The organism is Dyella marensis (assembly GCF_049532885.1).
Lineage (GTDB): Bacteria > Pseudomonadota > Gammaproteobacteria > Xanthomonadales > Rhodanobacteraceae > Dyella_D > Dyella_D marensis.
The window spans coordinates 2,834,516-2,851,922 of the sequence record NZ_CP064029.1 but is presented as its reverse complement, the minus strand read 5'-3'; the positions used below and the strand labels follow the sequence as shown (position 1 = coordinate 2,851,922).

General features: G+C 68.5%; 16 protein-coding genes. 15 read left to right on the top strand and 1 reads right to left on the bottom strand.

All coding sequences use genetic code 11. The annotated features are described in order from the left end of the window. Positions 1-330 precede the first annotated feature (330 nt). Positions 331-1,026 carry a response regulator gene (locus ISN75_RS12220; protein WP_167256323.1) on the top strand — a complete coding sequence of 232 codons (696 nt, stop codon included), beginning with the start codon at positions 331-333 and terminating at the stop codon, positions 1,024-1,026. A gap of 41 nt (positions 1,027-1,067) precedes the next feature. On the opposite strand, the gene ISN75_RS12215 is transcribed toward ISN75_RS12220, so the two are convergent. Beyond that, positions 1,068-1,421: a response regulator gene (locus ISN75_RS12215; protein ID WP_343819891.1), complete on the bottom strand. Its 354-nt coding sequence runs from the start codon at positions 1,419-1,421 to the stop codon at positions 1,068-1,070. Positions 1,422-1,758: 337 nt separating this feature from the next. On the opposite strand from ISN75_RS12215, the gene ISN75_RS12210 reads away from it, so the two are divergent. From ISN75_RS12210 to ISN75_RS12145, 14 genes are all read left to right on the top strand, one after another. Next, positions 1,759-2,925 carry an ATP-binding cassette domain-containing protein gene (locus ISN75_RS12210; RefSeq protein WP_167256319.1) on the top strand — a complete coding sequence of 389 codons (1,167 nt, stop codon included), beginning with the start codon at positions 1,759-1,761 and terminating at the stop codon, positions 2,923-2,925. 27 nt (positions 2,926-2,952) lie between these two features. Next, positions 2,953-3,363: a hypothetical protein gene (locus tag ISN75_RS12205; RefSeq protein WP_167256317.1), complete on the top strand. Its 411-nt coding sequence runs from the start codon at positions 2,953-2,955 to the stop codon at positions 3,361-3,363. Positions 3,364-3,384: 21 nt separating this feature from the next. Next, positions 3,385-4,053, top strand: coding sequence for a hypothetical protein (locus ISN75_RS12200; RefSeq protein ID WP_167256315.1), 669 nt, complete (start codon positions 3,385-3,387; stop codon positions 4,051-4,053). A gap of 26 nt (positions 4,054-4,079) precedes the next feature. Next, positions 4,080-4,634, top strand: a complete 555-nt coding sequence (locus ISN75_RS12195; protein ID WP_167256313.1) for a GTP-binding protein — start codon at positions 4,080-4,082, stop codon at positions 4,632-4,634. Beyond that, positions 4,631-5,026 carry a hypothetical protein gene (locus ISN75_RS12190; RefSeq protein ID WP_167256310.1) on the top strand — a complete coding sequence of 132 codons (396 nt, stop codon included), beginning with the start codon at positions 4,631-4,633 and terminating at the stop codon, positions 5,024-5,026. The genes ISN75_RS12195 and ISN75_RS12190 overlap by 4 nt, the downstream gene beginning before the upstream one ends. Before the next feature lie 443 nt (positions 5,027-5,469). Further along, positions 5,470-8,361 carry an autotransporter outer membrane beta-barrel domain-containing protein gene (locus ISN75_RS12185; protein WP_343819885.1) on the top strand — a complete coding sequence of 964 codons (2,892 nt, stop codon included), beginning with the start codon at positions 5,470-5,472 and terminating at the stop codon, positions 8,359-8,361. Between the two features lie 4 nt (positions 8,362-8,365). Continuing rightward, positions 8,366-8,818: a hypothetical protein gene (locus ISN75_RS12180; RefSeq protein ID WP_423385063.1), complete on the top strand. Its 453-nt coding sequence runs from the start codon at positions 8,366-8,368 to the stop codon at positions 8,816-8,818. 185 nt (positions 8,819-9,003) lie between these two features. Then, complete coding sequence (locus tag ISN75_RS12175) at positions 9,004-9,471, top strand: type IV pilin protein (protein ID WP_167256304.1); 468 nt, start codon at positions 9,004-9,006, stop codon at positions 9,469-9,471. Then, positions 9,468-10,049: a GspH/FimT family pseudopilin gene (locus ISN75_RS12170; protein ID WP_167256373.1), complete on the top strand. Its 582-nt coding sequence runs from the start codon at positions 9,468-9,470 to the stop codon at positions 10,047-10,049. Before ISN75_RS12175 ends, ISN75_RS12170 begins: the two co-directional genes overlap by 4 nt. A 4-nt stretch (positions 10,050-10,053) precedes the next feature. Continuing rightward, a complete protein-coding gene (locus ISN75_RS12165; RefSeq protein ID WP_423385062.1) occupies positions 10,054-10,494 on the top strand; it encodes a type IV pilus modification PilV family protein in 441 nt (146 codons plus the stop codon). A gap of 28 nt (positions 10,495-10,522) precedes the next feature. Continuing rightward, a complete protein-coding gene (locus ISN75_RS12160) occupies positions 10,523-11,665 on the top strand; it encodes a PilW family protein (RefSeq protein ID WP_343819880.1) in 1,143 nt (380 codons plus the stop codon). 8 nt (positions 11,666-11,673) lie between these two features. Continuing rightward, positions 11,674-12,264, top strand: a complete 591-nt coding sequence (locus tag ISN75_RS12155) for a hypothetical protein (RefSeq protein ID WP_343819878.1) — start codon at positions 11,674-11,676, stop codon at positions 12,262-12,264. 84 nt (positions 12,265-12,348) lie between these two features. Next, positions 12,349-16,257 carry a pilus assembly protein gene (locus tag ISN75_RS12150; RefSeq protein WP_343819876.1) on the top strand — a complete coding sequence of 1,303 codons (3,909 nt, stop codon included), beginning with the start codon at positions 12,349-12,351 and terminating at the stop codon, positions 16,255-16,257. A gap of 394 nt (positions 16,258-16,651) precedes the next feature. Further along, positions 16,652-17,383, top strand: a complete 732-nt coding sequence (locus ISN75_RS12145; RefSeq protein ID WP_343819874.1) for a peptidylprolyl isomerase — start codon at positions 16,652-16,654, stop codon at positions 17,381-17,383. Positions 17,384-17,407 lie beyond the last annotated feature (24 nt).

Genomic DNA, 17,407 nt, shown 5'->3' with positions numbered 1-17,407 from the left:
GTCGTCGTGTGACCTGAGGAGGGCTTCCGACGAATAGGCGCGCGCGCTCCCGGATGGAGCGTGGCGGCAAGGGGTGTTACCGGGGGAATGGCAGGGGCGCGTTGCGTTCCGCGCCGCTCCTCCATGTCCCAACGGAGGAGCCCGCCCGGCGCTGGCTTTTCCATGCGCATCGGCGGACATCACTCATGAATCTATTCGCAAGCAGGACCCGTCCTATCGTCGCGGCGACCATCGACGAAGCCGCCGCATCCGCCGCGGCGCATCGTGGGCGCGCCCTCCCGGCGCCGATGCGCTGATGCTTCCGTTCGACGCGCCGCAGTGAAACGCCAGGTGGCCATTGTCACGGGAGATGCCGGCTTGTACGGCGGGCCGGCGCTCGCGCGGTTGCAGGAAGCGGGCTTCGCCGCCACGCCGATGGCGTCGGCGACGGATCTGTACCGCGCCTGGGTCGGCCAGCTGTTCGACATGGTGGTGGTGGACGTGATGCTGCCCGACGAACACGGCGTGTCGGTGGTGCGGCATCTGCGCAGCATGTCGCGCGCCGGCATCGTGCTGTTGACCGGCGCCGGCCCGAAAGAGGGGCCGCTGGATGGCCTGCACGCGGGCGCCGACATGTGCCTGCCCAAGCCGGTCGACGGCGAACTGCTCGCGGCCGCGCTGACCCGGCTGGCCGAACGGCTGGATCCGGAGCCGGTGCCGCTGGCGCAGTCCTGGCAGTTCGGCGCCGACGACTGGCAGCTGTGGGCGCCCAATGGCCGCGTCGCGCCGCTGTCCTTCGTCGAGCGGCTGGTGCTGCGCCAGCTGGCCGCGTCGCCGGACGTGCCGGTCAGCAGGGAACATCTGCTGCGCGTGCTGGAGACCGCCGCGCACGAACCGCGCACCGCGCGGCTGGACCTGCTGGTGCACCGCCTGCGGCGCAAGGTGGAACAGCGCACCGGTTTCGAACTGCCGCTGACCTATATGCGCGGCATCGGCTACCTGCTGGACCTGGAGAAGGCCGCGCCGCGCCAGGCATCGAAGTTCTGATCGCGCTGGGGGGGGCTAGCGCGCGGTGCTGGCGCGCGGTGCTAGCGCGCGGCGCCGAGCAGCGCCTTCATCCAGCCGAGCAGATCGTCCATGGCGAATGGTTTGGCCAGGAATGCGCTGTCCGGCACGCCCTGCGCCTGCCATTGGGCGCCGGCGTGCCCCGACATATAGATCACCGGCAACTGCCCGCGCAGTACGCGCGCCTGGCGTGCAAGGCCCCAGCCGTCGAGGCCGGGCAGGCCGATATCGGTAAGCAGCAGGCTGACGTCCGGGCGCGCGCGAAGCACCGCGAGGCCTTCCTCGGCGCAGGCGGCGAGCAGCACTTCGTGGCCGTGGCGCTCGATCAGGAAGCGCAGCGAGTCGCGCAGTTCGGCGCGGTCTTCGACCACGAGCATGGTGGTGGCCCCGGTATCGAGGCGAGGATTGAGAGACATGCGCTGAGGGAGAGCGTTTCGGCGGGGATGCCGGAACCTAGCGGTGCGTGCCGGCATGTTCCAGGTGCGGATGAGCCAAGCTGGCGATGGGCGGGGCCAGCGTTTCAGCCGCGCTCTCCACGGGGACTACCTTCGGGTCGCCGGAGCAAGAAGGATCGACACCCGTACGCTGTCGAGAATCCGGGCCTCAACTGACCGCGCACCTGTCCCGCCCGGACATGTCCACGCGCAGCCCTCGCTCACACCATATGCCCACGCCGCGCCGACGCCCCATGTTCGGTAGCGCAGGGGGTAAGGCATGCTGGCGCTACACGACATCGAAATCATGCGCGGTGTGCAGTGCGTGCTGCGGCAAGTGTCGCTGGACGTGCCGCGGCCCGGCGCGCTGTTCCTGGTGGGCGGCGGCGGCAGCGGCAAGTCCTCGCTGCTCGGCGCGCTCGCCGCGCGCGGCGAGCTTGCGCTGCTGGGCATGGCCACGTGGTGCGGGCAGCCGCTGGCGGCGGCCTTGCCATCCATCGCCTGGCTGGGCCAGCGCGATCTGCTGGAAGGGGGAGTACCGCCCGGAAGCCATGCGCTGCATGCATGGCTGCGCGAGATCCGGCGCGAGAAGGAAGCCGATGCGGAAACTCCGGTTTCCGCATGGCCGCGCGCGCTGCGCCGCTATCTGGCGGTGATGGCCGCGCTGGCCGCGCCGGCCGACCTGTATCTGCTCGACGAGCCCACGGCCGGCCTCGACCGGGCCATGGTCCGGGTCGTGCGCGACCGCATGGCGGCCGTCGCCGCGCGTGCCTGCGTGGTGGTCGCCACGCACAACCGGCTGGACTGCCTGCACGTCGGCGGCGCCACTGCGCTGCTGGCTGGCGGCACCCTGCAGGAATGCTCGCCGACACATGCGTTCTTCCGCGAGCCAGGCACGCCGGCCGGCCGCATCTACGTCGACACCGGCAACTGCAACCTGCCCGCATCCGCGCGCCAGCTGCGGCCGGAGGTCGGCGTGTGGTGGCTGATTCCCGGCCTGCTGTGCGGCATGAGCCGCCCCGGCATCACCTCGAATATCGAAGCGCAGTTCCGCTACCTGGCCGGCGAAGGCGTGCGCCTGCTGGTGTGCGCGGAAGAACGCTGCGTGTACCCGCTGGAAAGCCTGCGCAAGCACGCGCTGGAGCTGCACCACTTCGCCATCCGCGACCTGGCGCCGCCCAGCCTGCACCAGGCCGTGCGCATCTGCCGCCTGGTCGAAGACGCCATGCGCGCGGGCGACGGCGTGGCCGTGCATTGCCGCGGCGGCCTGGGCCGCACCGGCACCGTGCTGGCCGCCGTGCTGGTGTGGCTGGGCGACGGCGCGGAAGAGGCCATCGTGAAAGTGCGCGCGGCGCGCCCGATGGCGATCCAGACCAAGGCGCAGGCCGATTTCGTGCGCGACTTCGCGCACGCGGTCCGGCAGCTGCAACCCAGCGGTATGTCCTGATTTTCCAACCCACATAGAGAGAAACCGATGTCTCTGGATAAAGCACTGTCGGCGGCGCAGACCGACGTTCCCGAATGCGTGGCGGTCGGCTACGTGGACATGAGCAGCGGCTTCCTGCTCGGCGTGAAGACGGTCGATTCGCACCCGGGCGAGATCCTCGACCTGGTGGCGGCGGCTACCGGCGACCTGTTCCAGGGCAAGAACGTGACCGAGATCGAGCGCCTGTTCGACCAGTCGCGCGGCATCACCAATCGCGCGGCCGGCGCGCACTACTTCAACGAGATCGTGGTGTTCAGCACCAACCTGATCCACGTGTTCATCCGCTCGAAGAAGAATCCCAGCCACGTGGCCGTGTTCGTCGCGCGCATCGGCGCCAATATCGGCATGGTGCTGACGCGCTCGCGGCTGAGCATGGTGGCGCTGGAGGCTTCGATCTAAAGCGGCGCGGCGGTACTGGCCATGCGCCGACAAGACGACAGCGTCCGCGCATTGCGGATCGCATGCCCCAACTTCAGTGCGGAGGAGCTCGGCGCGCTGCGGTCGATCATCGGCCTGCTCAAGCCATACCTGAAGCATGCCTGGGTGGTGGACGCCGCGGTGATGGAAGCCGTGGCGCCCACCGATCTGTGCCTGATCAACATGGACCACCCGGGTGCGCCCAGGGTGCCGCCGGGCCATGCGCGGGTGATCGGCTGCTCGTCGCGGCCGCGCAACCATCCGCACGGCACGCTGCACCGGCCGCTGCGTCCGCCGGAGATCCTGGCCTTGCTCAGCGAGGCGGGCAGCCGCGTGCTGGGCGAGCGCCAGTACGCGGACGCCACGCCGTCGCTGGAGTGGTCGTACCGGCTGGCGGCCTGGCCGCGCGACCTGGACGAGTGGCCCAAATCCTGGTGGCGCGTGATGGCGTGCATCTCAGCCGAGGCGCTGCCGCTGCCGCGCATCGCCGAACGCACCGAGCTGCCTTCGCGCTATGTGGAGCTGTGCATCGAGCGCCTGCGCGCGGCCGGCCTGGTCGAGCGCACGCCGCGCGTGCGCGAGACGGCGCAGGCCGTGCAAGAACAGGGAGAACGCCGGCGCTGGTCGGGGCTGGCCAGCCGCATCCTGCAACGATTCGGATTGGGGAACTAATGGGCGAAGTGCACAAGATCGTTTTCATGGGGGCTCCAGGCTCGGGCAAGACCACCTGCATCCGCGCGCTGAGCGAAATCGATCCGGTCTCCACCGACGTGCCCTGCACGGACGAGCTGCGCGACCTGAAGGAAACCACCACGGTGGCGCTGGACTACGGCGAGCTGCAGCTGGACGACGGCGAATCGCGCGTGCTGCTGTACGGGCTGCCGGGGCAGGAGCGTTTCAGCTACATGTTCGACGTGGTGCGCACCGGCCTGCTCGGCGCCATCGTGCTGGTCGACGCCACCAGCCAGGACGCCGTGCAGGAACTCTCGCGCACGCTGGCCTGCCATCGCGCCGACCTGCGCCGGATGCCTTTCATCGTGGCGCTGAACAAAAGCGAGGAGGCCGCCGACGCGATCGCCGAACGCTGCCGCGACGCCGTGCGCGCGCACGACCTGATGGCGCCGGTGATGGCGGTGGATGCGCGGCGGCGCGAGGACATCGCGCATCTGATCGAGCTGCTGCTGGTGATCCTGGAATTCGGCTTCGGTTTCGACCAGCCTGGCGATCCGGCGCGTGCGGAGGGCAACGCATGAGCATCGACATGCCCAGCCAGCGCCAGTGCCTGGCCGCGCTGGACAGGGCCATGGAGCATTGCCAGGGCATCGTCGCCGGCATGTTCGCGCTGCGCGACGGGCGCTGCTATGCGGAGCGTTCGCGCGCACGCGTGCCGGTGGGCAAGTTCGCTGCGATGAGCAGTTCGCTGATGGCCCTGTCCAACAGCGTGATGGCGGAGCTGGCGGCCGATTCGCCGGGCTATCTGCTGATCGAGGGGCGCACGCACAAGCTGGTGGCGTGCAAGGTGCCGCGCGGGAAGGTGGGCTTGATCGTGGCGGTGCTGGCGCAGAGCGAGGTGAGCCTGGGACTGGTGCTGGGGTATGCCAGGACCTGTGCGCGTGAAGTGTGCGAGGCGGAGCCGACCACGTAGGACGTAGGTTGGGGTGAGCGCCAGCGAACCCCAACGTTGCGGCAACCCGCGGGGTTCGTAGGGGTTCGCTTGCGCTCACCCCAACCTACGGCGGCGGGTTCGCGGATGGCCTCGCCTGACCACGCGCTGGCGTCCTGCGGCTGCTTCACCCGGACCTGCGCCTGCCTACACTGGACTCGCAGGGTTGCATCTCCCGCTTTCGATTGTGCGAACCGCTCCACATAAGGATCGGCACGGGAACCCTGGGGACGGAAGCGTGTTGTCCGCTGCCACGACGTGGCGCGATCCGCTTCTCCGATCGCCATCCACGCATCCGCGTTTCGAACGGCGGCGCCTTCGGCCGCTGCGTCGCTTGCGCGCATGCCGCCGGTGGCGATGCCTGACGCAAGGGGGAAATCCACACCATGTGCAGCTTTCACCAACGAGACGACCGGCGCGCACCCGTGCGCGCCTGGCCGGCGCGCCGCATGCTGAGCGTTGCGCTGCTCTCCGGCCTGGGCTGGTTGCCGCAGGCGCATGCCGCCTGCCAGGCCACAGGCACGTCCACCGTGTGCGACACGGCGGCGCCCAGCCCGTGGACCAGCACCGTGGGCGCCGGTCCTTCCGCGCCGGCCGGTTCCAGCGTGACGGTGAATGCCAATGCGCAGATCGTGGTGGGCGATGCCTCGGCGATCGCCTTGTCCGACCGCGCCAATATCGTGATCAAGTCCGGCGCGCTGGTGCAGAACAGTGCGGTGCGCGCGGTGGGCCTGTACCAGTCCGGCGCCAATACCATCGATTTTCGCAGCGACAGCACGCTGACGGTGGAGCAGGGCGCGACGGTGCTGGCGGCGGGCAGCGAGAACAACGGCGAAGCGGTGAATCCGCAGGGTACCGGCAACCGCATCGTCAACAGCGGCACTATCCGCTCGATGCATGCGGCGGCGCTCTGGTTCCAGGCCAAGTCCGGCGGCAACGTCGTCATCAACAACGAGACCGGCGTGATCCAGGCGCCGGGCAACGTGATCGGCGCCACCGGCAGCAGCACGCTGGATTTCACCAACAAGGGCCAGGTGATCGGCAACCTGGTGTTCGCGCGCGGCGACGATACGCTGCGCCTGTATGGCGGATCTTCCGTGCGCGGCAGCATCGATGGCGGTGGCGGCAGCAACCTGCTGACGCTCAATGGCAGCGGCACCGACACGCTGCCGACCATCGCCAACTTCCAGACCGTGCGCAAGCTGGACGACGGCATGTGGATCCTCGGGCGGCCACTGACCGGCGCGGGCGTCACTTCGGTCGATGTGCAGCAGGGCACGCTGGTACTCAACGCCGACAATTCGGCGTACGCCGGCGCCATGCAGTTGCGCGCGGGCGGCACGCTGGCGGTTGGCGATGCCAGCGCGTCCGGCGCAGCGCTGAAAGGCGACTTGACCGTGCCGGTGGGCGCGGCGCTGGGCGGCTATGGCAGCGTGCTGGGCAATGTCGACAACCAGGGCACGCTCGGCGTGGCCGATGCGCTGGCGCCGTTCGCCGGTGGGGCGCTCGGCAACTTTGCCGTGCGCGGACAGCTGAGCAACGCCGGACTGGTGAATATCGGCGCGGCCCAGGGCGTGGGCCGCACGTTGACTGTCGGCAGCTACGTCGGCCGCAACGGCACCATCGCCATGAACGCCGTGCTCGGCGGCGATGGTTCGGCGGCGGACAAGCTGGTGGTGGACGGCGGCAGCGCGACCGGTTCGACGCTGCTGAAGATCGCCAACCTCGGCGGGCAGGGCGCGGCTACCGTGTCCGACGGCATCCTGGTGGTGCAGGCGATCAACGGCGCGACGACCGATGCCGGCGCGTTCTCGCTGAGCGGCGGATCGCTCAAGGCCGGCGCCTACGAATACTTGCTGGTGAAGGGCGGTGTCACGTCGGGCACGGCGGACGACTGGTATCTGCGCAATACGCAAGCTGCACCTGCACCTGCACCTGCGCCGGCACCCGCACCTGCACCTGCACCTGCACCTTCACCTGCACCCGCACCCGCACCGGCACCTGCGCCTGCACCTGCACCTGCACCTGCGCCTGCGCCGGCACCCGCACCTGCACCTGCGCCTGCACCGGCACCCGCACCTGCACCCGCACCCGCACCCGCACCCGCACCCGCACCGACACCTGCGCCTGCGCCTGCACCGGCACCGGCACCTGCGCCCGCGCCTGCACCTGCACCTGCACCTGCACCTGCGCCGGCACCCGCACCCGCACCCGCACCCGCACCCGCACCGGCACCTGCGCCGGCACCGGCACCGGCACCCGCACCCGCACCCGCACCCGCACCCGCACCCGCACCGGCACCTGCACCTGCACCTGCACCTGCACCTGCACCTGCACCTGCAACACCTTCCCAACCCGTCGTTCTCTATCGCCCCGAAGCCGCGCTGTACGCGGCGGCACCCTCCGTCGCACGCCAGCTCGGCGCCATGCAGCTGGAGAATTTCCATGCGCGCCAGGGCGACCAGGCGCAGCTCGGCGAGCGTGGCGAACTGCCCGCGAGCTGGGGCCGCGTGTGGGGCGGCCATAGCACGATGTCGCAAGGCGGCACGCTCGATCCGCATTACGCCGGCACGCTCAGCGGCGCGCAGGCAGGCCAGGACATCTATGCGGACGAAAGCGCCGAAGGACAGCGCAACCACTACGGCGTGTTCGCCGGCTTCGCGCGTTCCAGCGGCGACGTACGCGGCTTCGCTGCCGGCACGCAGGATCTCGCCGTGGGCCGCCTGCGGCTGGATGCCTACAGCATGGGCGGCTACTGGACGCATCTGGCGCCGCGCGGCTGGTATGCCGACGCGGTGCTGATGGGTACGGCCTACACCTTCGATCCCACTTCGCGCGACGGCGTGCAGGCCACCGCGCACGGCCATGCGGTGACGGCATCGCTGGAAAGCGGCTGGTCGCTCGCGCTCGGCCACGGCCTGCGCATCGAGCCGCAGGCGCAGCTGGTATGGCAGCACCTGGCGCTGGGCCGGCTCGACGACGGCATTTCCAGCGTGTCGTTCCGCGGCGGCCAGGCGGTGACCGGCCGCGCGGGCGTGCGCCTCGCCGGCAACTGGCCGCTGGGCGCGGCGACATGGCAACCGTATGTGCGCGTGCATGTGCTGCGCACCACCGGCGCGGACGACGCGACCTCGTTCGGCGGCATCGCGCCGATCGCCACTTCCACGCGCCAGACCCTGGGGCAGGCCGATGCCGGCATGGCCGTGACGTTTCCTTCAGGGGGCGGTGTGTATGCCTCCGTGAGCTATACCGGGAACCTGGCGGGCGAGCGGCAGCGTGTGGTGGCCGGCCGTATCGGCCTGCGTTGGTCGTGGTGAGGCGATGATGATGGATCCGGAAGAACTTACCGCCGCGCACCTGCCGCCGGCATGGCGGCGCAAGCAGGGCGCACCGGCGCGCGACGAAGCCGGGCACATGGCGATCTATGCGCTGGCCTATCGCCGCCGCGCGCGCGGCGCGGCCATGCAGTCCGCCATCGCGGCGACGCTGCTGTGCCTGCTGGCTTCGCTGCTGATGGCTTGGCCGTGGCTCGCGGTGGCCGGATTCGCCGCCTGCCCGCTGGTGTACACGGCGGGCTGCTGGACGCTGGATGGACGGCTGAGCGCGCGCCTGGGCATATCCCGCGCCGCCCTGTCGGCTTGCATCGAGCACTTCGTGGCCAGTCCCGGCGGCGCCGCGCAGGCGGCGCTGCTGGAGCGCGGCGAAGCACAGATAAGGATCGACCGCGATCGCCACTGGCCGATCGCCAGCCACGAGCAGCCACCACCGCGCTAGCGCCGGGAAGGTCATCCGGGGCCAAATTTTCCGCTCGATTAGCCCGCTCTGCCCTGTGAGCCGCGGGATGCGTCCGCTAGCTTGTGGCGGCGGTGCGTGGACGCGTGTTCAACGGGCCTGGCCGTTGTTTCCGGCCCGGCGCCGGGAGCCGGTGGCGCATCGCCGACGCTGACAGGGGAACCGACATGCAATGCAACTACAGCCGCGAGGGCTCGACGCGCGGCTTCACCCTCATTGAGCTCATGATCACCGTGGCGATCGTCGCGATCATCGCGGCCGTGGCCTTGCCTTCGTATAACGACTACCTGCGGCGCAGCAAGCTCACCGAGGCCTACAACACGCTGGCCACCTATCGCGCCAGCATGGAGCAGTACTACCAGGACAACCGCAGCTATGGCGCCGGCGGCAGCTGCGGCGTGGCGCTGCCCACGGGGCTCAAGTATTTCACCGTGAGCTGCGGCCCGGCCGCGGCCAGCACGTCGGCGCTGCAGGCATACGTTGCCAGCGCCAAGGGCATCGCCGGTTCGCAGGTCAACGGCTTCACCTTCACCATCAACGAAAAGAACGACCGCGCCACCACCGCCGTCCCGTCCGGCTGGGGCACCGCGCCGGCGAACTGCTGGATCCTGCGCAAGGGGGGCGGTTGCCAATGAGGCGCGTCGGCGGCTTCACGCTGGTGGAACTGATGATCACGGTGACCATCCTGGCCGTGGTGCTGGTCGCCGGCCTCCCTACGTTCCGCGAATGGCTGCGCAACACGCATATCCGCACCGCGGCCGAATCCATCCAGAACGGCTTGCGCTACGCGCGCGGCGAGGCCGGCAGCCGCGGTGTCAACGTGCGCTTCGAGTTCACCTCGTCGGGCGCCGGCTGGACCGTCTGCGCACTGTCCGGAGCAACCTCGTGCACCGCGGCCGCGGCGGCCAGCGCGGACAACACGCTGCAGAATTTCGTGGCCGCGGGCGGATCCGCCGACGTCGCGCCCATGGTCGGCACCTCGATCGGCGCGGCCGGTACGCCGCTATCCACGCCCGCGAGCGCTGGCAGCGGCATCACCTTCAATGCCCTCGGCCGGCCGCTCGGCTACGGCACCGTGGCGGTCAGCCGGATCGACCTCAACACGGCGGGCAAGGACGGCCGGCGACTCGTGATTCAGATCTCGTCCGCCGGCATGCCGCGGATGTGCGATCCGAATCTCTCCCTGGCCACCAGTCCCCAAGGATGCAGGTGATCCCATGCATGCATCGCTCCGCCCCCGTCTTCGTCTTCGTGCGCAGCGCGGCATCGTACTGATCGATGCCATGGTCGCCGTGGTCATTTTTTCCATCGGCGTGCTCGGCATGGTGGCGCTGCAGGCCGCGGCCATCAAGCTGTCGGGCGACGCCAAATATCGCTCCGACGCCGCCATGGCGACCGAACAGGTCATCGCGCAGATGTGGGCCTCCGATCCTGCCGCGCTGGCCGCCAATTTCAGGAGCCCGGAAGGCGCGGCCTATAAAACCTGGAAGGACACGGTCACCCGGCTCACCGCGCAGAGCGGCTTGCCCGGCGCCGGCGGCAAGCCGCCGACGATCGAGGTGAACGCGGACAACATCGTGACCGTCACCGTCTATTGGCAGGCGCCCGGCGATCCGGCCTATCACCGCTACGTGTCCACCACTCATGTCGCACGTTGAGCAGTCGTCCATCGAGCCAAGGCGCCCCATGCGGAACCTCGAACGCCGCGGCGGCAGCGCCGCCGCCTATTGCACGGGCCTGTCGCTGGTCGAGCTGATGGTGGGCATGCTCATCAGCCTGATCTGCGTGCTGGGGATGATGTCGGCCTTCTCGGTCTACGAGGGGCGCAAGCGCACCATCACCAGCGGCAGCGACGCGCAGCAGAACGGGCTGTATTCGATGTTCGAACTGGAGCGCCAGATCCGGACGGCCGGTTCGGGCATGACCCAGGGCTTCAACTATGGCCTGTGGGGTTGCTCGATCACCGCCTATGGCGGCAACGCCAGGAAACTGCCGAGCGCCACCGCCATGCCGGCGGCATTCGCGGCCTGGCCGTCGGCCACGCCGGTGAAGATGCGCGCGGTGCCCCTGCTCATCGCCAGCGGCGGCAGCGACTCCGCCGGCCATGCCAGGCCCGACACGCTGGCCATCGTCGGCGGCAATCCGGCGATCACGGTATTCAGGGCCAGCGTGACCAGTGCGCCCGGCACCGCGGCCGTCACGCTGGACAACAGCTTCGGCTTCGCGGCGAACGACTATGTGCTGGCGACGACCAGCGCCGGCGAATGCTCGCTGGCCCGGATCGCCAGCGCTTCGTCGTCCGCCAGCCAGCTGACGCTGTCCCCGGCGGACACGCCGCCGACCGGGCTGGCGGCCAACGGCAATGCGTTCGACCTCGGCCAGCGGCCGGCGATCAGCCTGTATGGCGTGGATGCCGCCACCAGCACGCTGGTTGCCTACGATGCGCTCGGACGCGACGGCGCCGCGCCGGTCACCATCGCGGACGGCATCGTGCAGCTCAAGGCCTTGTACGGCGTGGACAGCGACGGCGACGACGTGGTGGATACCTGGGTCCAGCCCAGCGGCGACTGGGCCATCGACAAGCTCAGCGCCAACCAGGGCGCCGCCGCCGCGGCCTTCTCCAAGATCAAGGCGGTGCGCATCGCCGTGGTGGCGCAGAGCCTGCTGCCGGAACGCGCCACCGATTACACCGGCGCGTCGACGCTGACCTTGTTCGGCGATCTTCCCGCGGACCTGCGCTATACGGTCGGGGTGCAGCCGCTATACCGCTACAAGGTCTACGACACCGTGATCCCGATCCGCAACGCCATCATCGCCCGCCATTTCTGAGCCCGTCCATGACCGCCCACATCACCCGTACGGGGCCGGGCAACCGGCCAGGCCGCCAGCGCGGCGTCATCTCCACGGTCATCGCCGTCATCGTGCTGCTGATCACGCTGATGGCCGCGGTCGCGCTGATGCGTTCGGTGGATACCGGCAACAGCATCGCGGGCCGCCTCGGCTTCAAGCAGCAGGTCACGCAGGAGGCCGAACTGGCCTACCAGGATGCGGTGGCCGGCGCGGCCGCCTATCTCGGGCAGGCCGGCGAGGCCGACAAGGCGGATATCGGTTACTACGCTACGCCGCAGGCCAGCGATGCCCGCGGCATACCCACGGCGCTGATCGCCAGCACCGCCGGCAAGCGGCTGCAGGCGCCGGACACCAAGGACGACATCCGCTACACGGTCGAACGGCTTTGCCCTCAGACCGGTCCTGCCTTGACCGTCGCGCCCAATGCCTGCCTCGTGCCCGCGGCGACGATCAACGGCGGTTCGACGTCCGGCAACCAGGGCGGATTCGGCTCGGGCGCGCAGGCGGCCTACCGCCTGACCGTCCGGGTCGAAGGACCCAAGCATGCGGTCAGCTATGTGCAGACCATCATGCGCTGACCGCCGGCGGCGCTTCGCCACGCTCGAACCACGGTGTCCGCGCGCGGGCACACGCATCGCCCATCACGAACCATGGGGAAAGCCATGATTAGTCTTCTTCGCCCGCTCGCTGTTTCGCGCACCGGCGGCCTGCTGCTGGCGCTGGCGCTGACTTCGATGGCCGGAGCGGCCGCGGCCGATACGCCGCTGGCGAACCTCCCCATCGGCACCGCTTCCACCGTGCCCGCCAACATGATCCTGGCATTGTCGGTCGAATACCCCACCGGCACCGTGGCGGCGTACAAAAGCACCACCTACGACTACACGTTTCCCTACCTGGGATATTTCGACAGCGGCAAGTGCTACGACTACGACGAGAACAAGCAATGGTTCACGCCGACGCGGTTCACCGTTTCGGCGTCCGGAAGCTGCATCAGCGGAGGCAAGAAGGCGCATTGGAGCGGCAACATGCTCAACTGGGCGACGATGACCGCGCTCGATGAGTTCCGCCAGAGCCTGACCGGCGGCAATCGCAGCGTCGACAGCCACTCCGCCACCGTGCTGCTGCGCTCCAACCTCAACAGCCAGAGCTACGTCGGCAATTTCCCGGACCGCTCGCTGAGCGGCGCGCTCGCCGCCGCGACGGTCGGCGACGACAAGTTCAACAACGCCACTGTCTATCTGCGCTCGGCCGGGCAGGGCTCGTCCTTCCTGATTTCCGACAACGCCAACTTCAGCACCGACAACCAGGGCAAGGTGGCCACCTACGTCGCCGCGGTGCGCGTGTGCGTCGAGGGCAGGCTGGAGAGCAACTGCAACTCCGCGCACAAAGCCACGGACTATCCCAACGCGGGCAGGTACAACAAGCCGGAAGGCCTGATCCAGCAGAACTTCTCCAAGATCCGCGTCGGTGCGGCCGGCTACGCCTTCGTGCAGGGCGACGGGCCCGCCAATGGCGCGGTGCGCGCGCTGATCCACGACAACGGCCCCACCGCGTACAACGGCAACGGCGCCAGGAGCGCCAACCCGAGCGCCGAATGGGATGGCGACACCGGCATCTTCGCCGCCAATCCGGATGCGGCCAACGGCAAGGGCAGGGCGCCCGGCGGCGGCGACGCCAGCACGACCGGCGCGATCAACTATCTCAATAAATTCGGCTACGACAACGGCTACGAGCTGTACGACACGCTCGGCGATCTGTACTGGGCATCGCTGGCCTACCTGATGCACGTGAAGCTGGACGACAGCTACACCAAGGGCATTTCCGCGACGAACAGCATGGACGTGGGTTTCCCCGTCTATGGCGGCCTGCTTCCCGATCCGATCGCCTATACCTGCCAGGCCAATGCCATCGTCACCATCGGCGACTCGCATACCTGGTACGACACGCGAGTGCCCAGCTCGGGCGGGCCGACGCCGAGTTCGGCCGTGCGCGGCGCACTGGCGCCGGTCAACGGAGCCGATGCGGCTGCCTATGTCGACAAGCTGGGCAATCTGCCGCTGATCGAAACCGCGCCCAAGGTCACCATGGCGAGCCTGTTCGGTCCGAACGTCCGGCTCAGCACCAAGCTGGCGCCGAACGGCACGAGCGACTCCACCTACAACATGGCGGGCCTGGCGTATTTCGCCCACATCAGCGATATCCGCGCCGATCTGAGCGCCAAGCAGACGGTGGATACCTATACCGTGGACGTGCTGGAGCCGGGCCCGTATGACGGCACGGCCGGCGCGGAGATCTACAATCCTTCCCGATTCAACTGGTGGCCTTTTGCGGGGCCCAACATGTACTGGCTCGCCGCCAAGTACGGCGGCTTCGACGACGTCAACGGCGACGGCATTCCCGCCAACATGCTGACCTGGCATACCAACAGCACCACGGCGGCCGGCAACGATCTTCGTCCGGACAATTATTTTCCCGGCAATCGCCCGGATCTGATCCAGGCCGGACTGGCGCAGATTTTCAAACGGGTTTCCGATACCTCGCAGAGCGCGGCGGGTCCGGGCGTCACTTCCACGCGCGTACTCACCAATGTGGCGGCCGGCGCGACCAAGGGCCCGTACTACTCGCCGGTGAGCGGCTTCCCCGTCTACACGGTCAGCTACGCGCCCAGCAACTGGACGGGCGAAGTTTCAGGCTTCGTCGCCACGGCGAAGCTGCCCGGCGACGTCACGGCGGTCACCGGCAGCCCGAGCTGGAGCGCACAGGCGAAGCTCGACGCGCTGGCGCACGCGGTCGATGCGGCCGGCGCCAAGCATGGTTGGGACACGGGGCGGCGCATCATCACCTCCAACGGCCGCGCCGGCGTCGCTTTTCGCTACGGCTCGCTCGGCTCCAGCCAGCAGAGCCAGCTCAGCAGCGACCAGGTCAACTACCTGCGCGGCGACCAGAGCAACGAAGGCGCGGCCTTCCGCGTGCGCCAGCACATCCTCGGCGACATCGTCCATTCCGAAGCGGTGCTGGTGCAGGACGCCTTGTCGCCGAAGTACAGCGAGGCGTCCAACCCCGGCTATGCGGCCTTTGCCCAGTCCGCGGCGAGCCGCGCTCCGGTGGTTTACGTCGGCGCCAACGACGGCATGCTGCATGCCTTTGCCGCGGATTTCTCCAGCGCCACCACGACCAACCCGGTTACCGGCGGCGGCAGCGAGCTGTTCGCCTATGTACCGGCGCTGCTCTACAAGGGGCCCAGCGGCAACGCGCAGGTCGATGGACTGGCGGCGCTGAGCAATCTCAACGGCGTCAGCAGCAATAACTTCGCGCATCATTTCTATGTCGACCAGACGCCGCAGGCGGCCGACGCGGACTTCGCCTTCACCGCCACCTCTTCCGGCAGCCCGCCGGCGTCCGCCACCGCCGGCACGGCGAACTGGCACACCATGCTGGTCGGGGGACTCGGCAAGGGCGGCAAGGGTTATTACGCCCTGGACGTGACCACCGTGCCGTCCGCCATCGATGCGGTCAGCAGCAGCGCCGCCACCGAAACGGCGCTGGCCAGCGGCAAGGTGCTGTGGGAATTCACCGACAGCGACATGGGCTTTTCCTATGGCAAGCCGGTCGTGGCGAAAACCCGCAAGTACGGCTGGGTGGTTCTGCTGACGTCGGGCTACAACAACGCTTCGGGCCACGGCCATCTGTACGTCGTCAACGCCAGGACCGGCGCGCTGCTGGAAACGCTCGACACTCCGGATGCCGGCACGCCGGGCAATCCGAGCGGCCTGGCCCAGGCGACCGCTTTCACCCGGGACGTCACCGACAACACGGTCGAGCAGGTCTATGCGGGCGACTTGCTGGGCAACGTGTGGCGTTTCGATCTTTCCGGCACGGATGCTTATCCCAAGCCCACCTTGCTGGCGACCTTGACGGATGGCAGCAAGGCGCAGCCGGTCACCACGGCTCCGCGCGTGGAACTGGACATCAACGCCTCGGGCCTGGGCACGCGCCGCTGGGTCTTCGTCGGCACGGGCAAGGCGCTGGACGCGAGCGATCTGTCGGACTCGCAGCAGCAGACCATGTACGCCCTGCGCGATGGCGACACCGTCGCACCCTCGGCGGCCACCTCGCCGATCACGCGCGCGGACCTGCAGCGGATCGCCGACATGACCAAGGGCGCGACCATCGCAGACTCGGCCAAGGGCTGGTACTACGACCTGACCGGTTCGGCCGGCGCCAACGGCGGCTCGGAGCGCATCGTGGCCGATCCGGATGCAGCGGCAGGCACCTTCACCGTGGCATGGGCCACCATGACGCCGTCGTCGGATCCGTGCTCCCTGCAAGGCAATATCTACGCCGCGAATTTCGGCACCGGACAATCCGCGCTGCTGGACGCAGCGGGCAACGTGGTGAAGTCGCTGACTACCGAATCGGCACCCACCAAGCTGCAGGAAGTGAAGCTGCCCAACGGCAACCTGGCGCTGCTGTACGGCCAGGCGGGATTGCCGCCGCAGGTGGCACGCATGCGCCAGGGCACCTCAGGCAACGGTATCCAGCGGGTCAACTGGCGCGAGGTGCTGGAATAAGGCGCAAGCGGCGGCGGCCCGCACTGCCGCAGCGCGCGGCCGCCGCGCCATGCGCGGTGGCCGTGCGCCATGCCGAGCGCCGCCCTCGCTACTGTCATTTCGGGCCAATTTGCGCGGCCAACCGCGCTCGCCATTTTCAGGAAAGTATTTTGTAACTTTGCGTTATAAATATAGCGGCATCGGACGCGCCCGAAGCAGCGGGCCGGCTGGACGCAATAACGCAATTACTCTCTGAAGGGTGGATATGAAAAGGCGCTCGGAACGCTCGATGACCTGCAAAAGAAGTATCTCCGCAACGGGACCTGCCTGATGCAATAGCGGCTTCCCGTTTCTTTCGACGCCGGTGCGCTGCCGCGGAAGCTCCGGAGCGGCGCAAAGCCAGTTCCGGCAGCTCATGGACAGCACCCCGCCGCAGATAAAAACGGCGGCTGTCGACGACCCGGCGGCCTTCGCCAAAAAGTTTTCCGAAATGCATCTGCTGGCGAGCCTGGCCGCATCGCGGCATCTGGAAAACGATCCGGATATCCGAAGCAAGATCGAGTGGCTTCGCCAGGGGGTGCTTGCCAATGCCGCCCGCGATGAGCTCTATCGCACCGCACAGGTAAGCGACGATGAGGCGAAGCGCTATTACGATGCGCATGCCGGCGACTTCGTCGACTACACCTTGCAGCACGTGGTGATCCGCTACCACGCGTCCGACATCCCGCTGCGGCAGGGGCAGCAGGACATCGGCGAGGCCGAGGCTCGCGCGCAATCCGAAGAGCTGCGCAAGCAGCTGATGGCCGGCAAGGACTTCTCGGCCATCGTCGAGCAGCACACCGACGATCTCAGTTCCAAGGCCGACGATGGTGTGCTGCCGGAAACGGCTTCGCGCAATCTCCTGCCCGAGATCGCGCTGGGCATCGCCAAGCTGAAGGAGGATGAAATTTCCCAGCCGATCAGGACGACCTTCGGTTATCACCTCGTGCGCGTCATGAAGCGCTCGCAGAATACGTTCGAGGATGCAAAGCCTCATATCGTGATTCTGCTGAAGAACGAAGAAGTCACGCGGCAGATCGAGGCCTTGAAGCAAGCCCATCCGACGACCTTCGATGCCGCTCTTCTTGGCCATGCTCCAGGCGGGTGAGCCTGGCCCGCGGGAAGCCCGGGG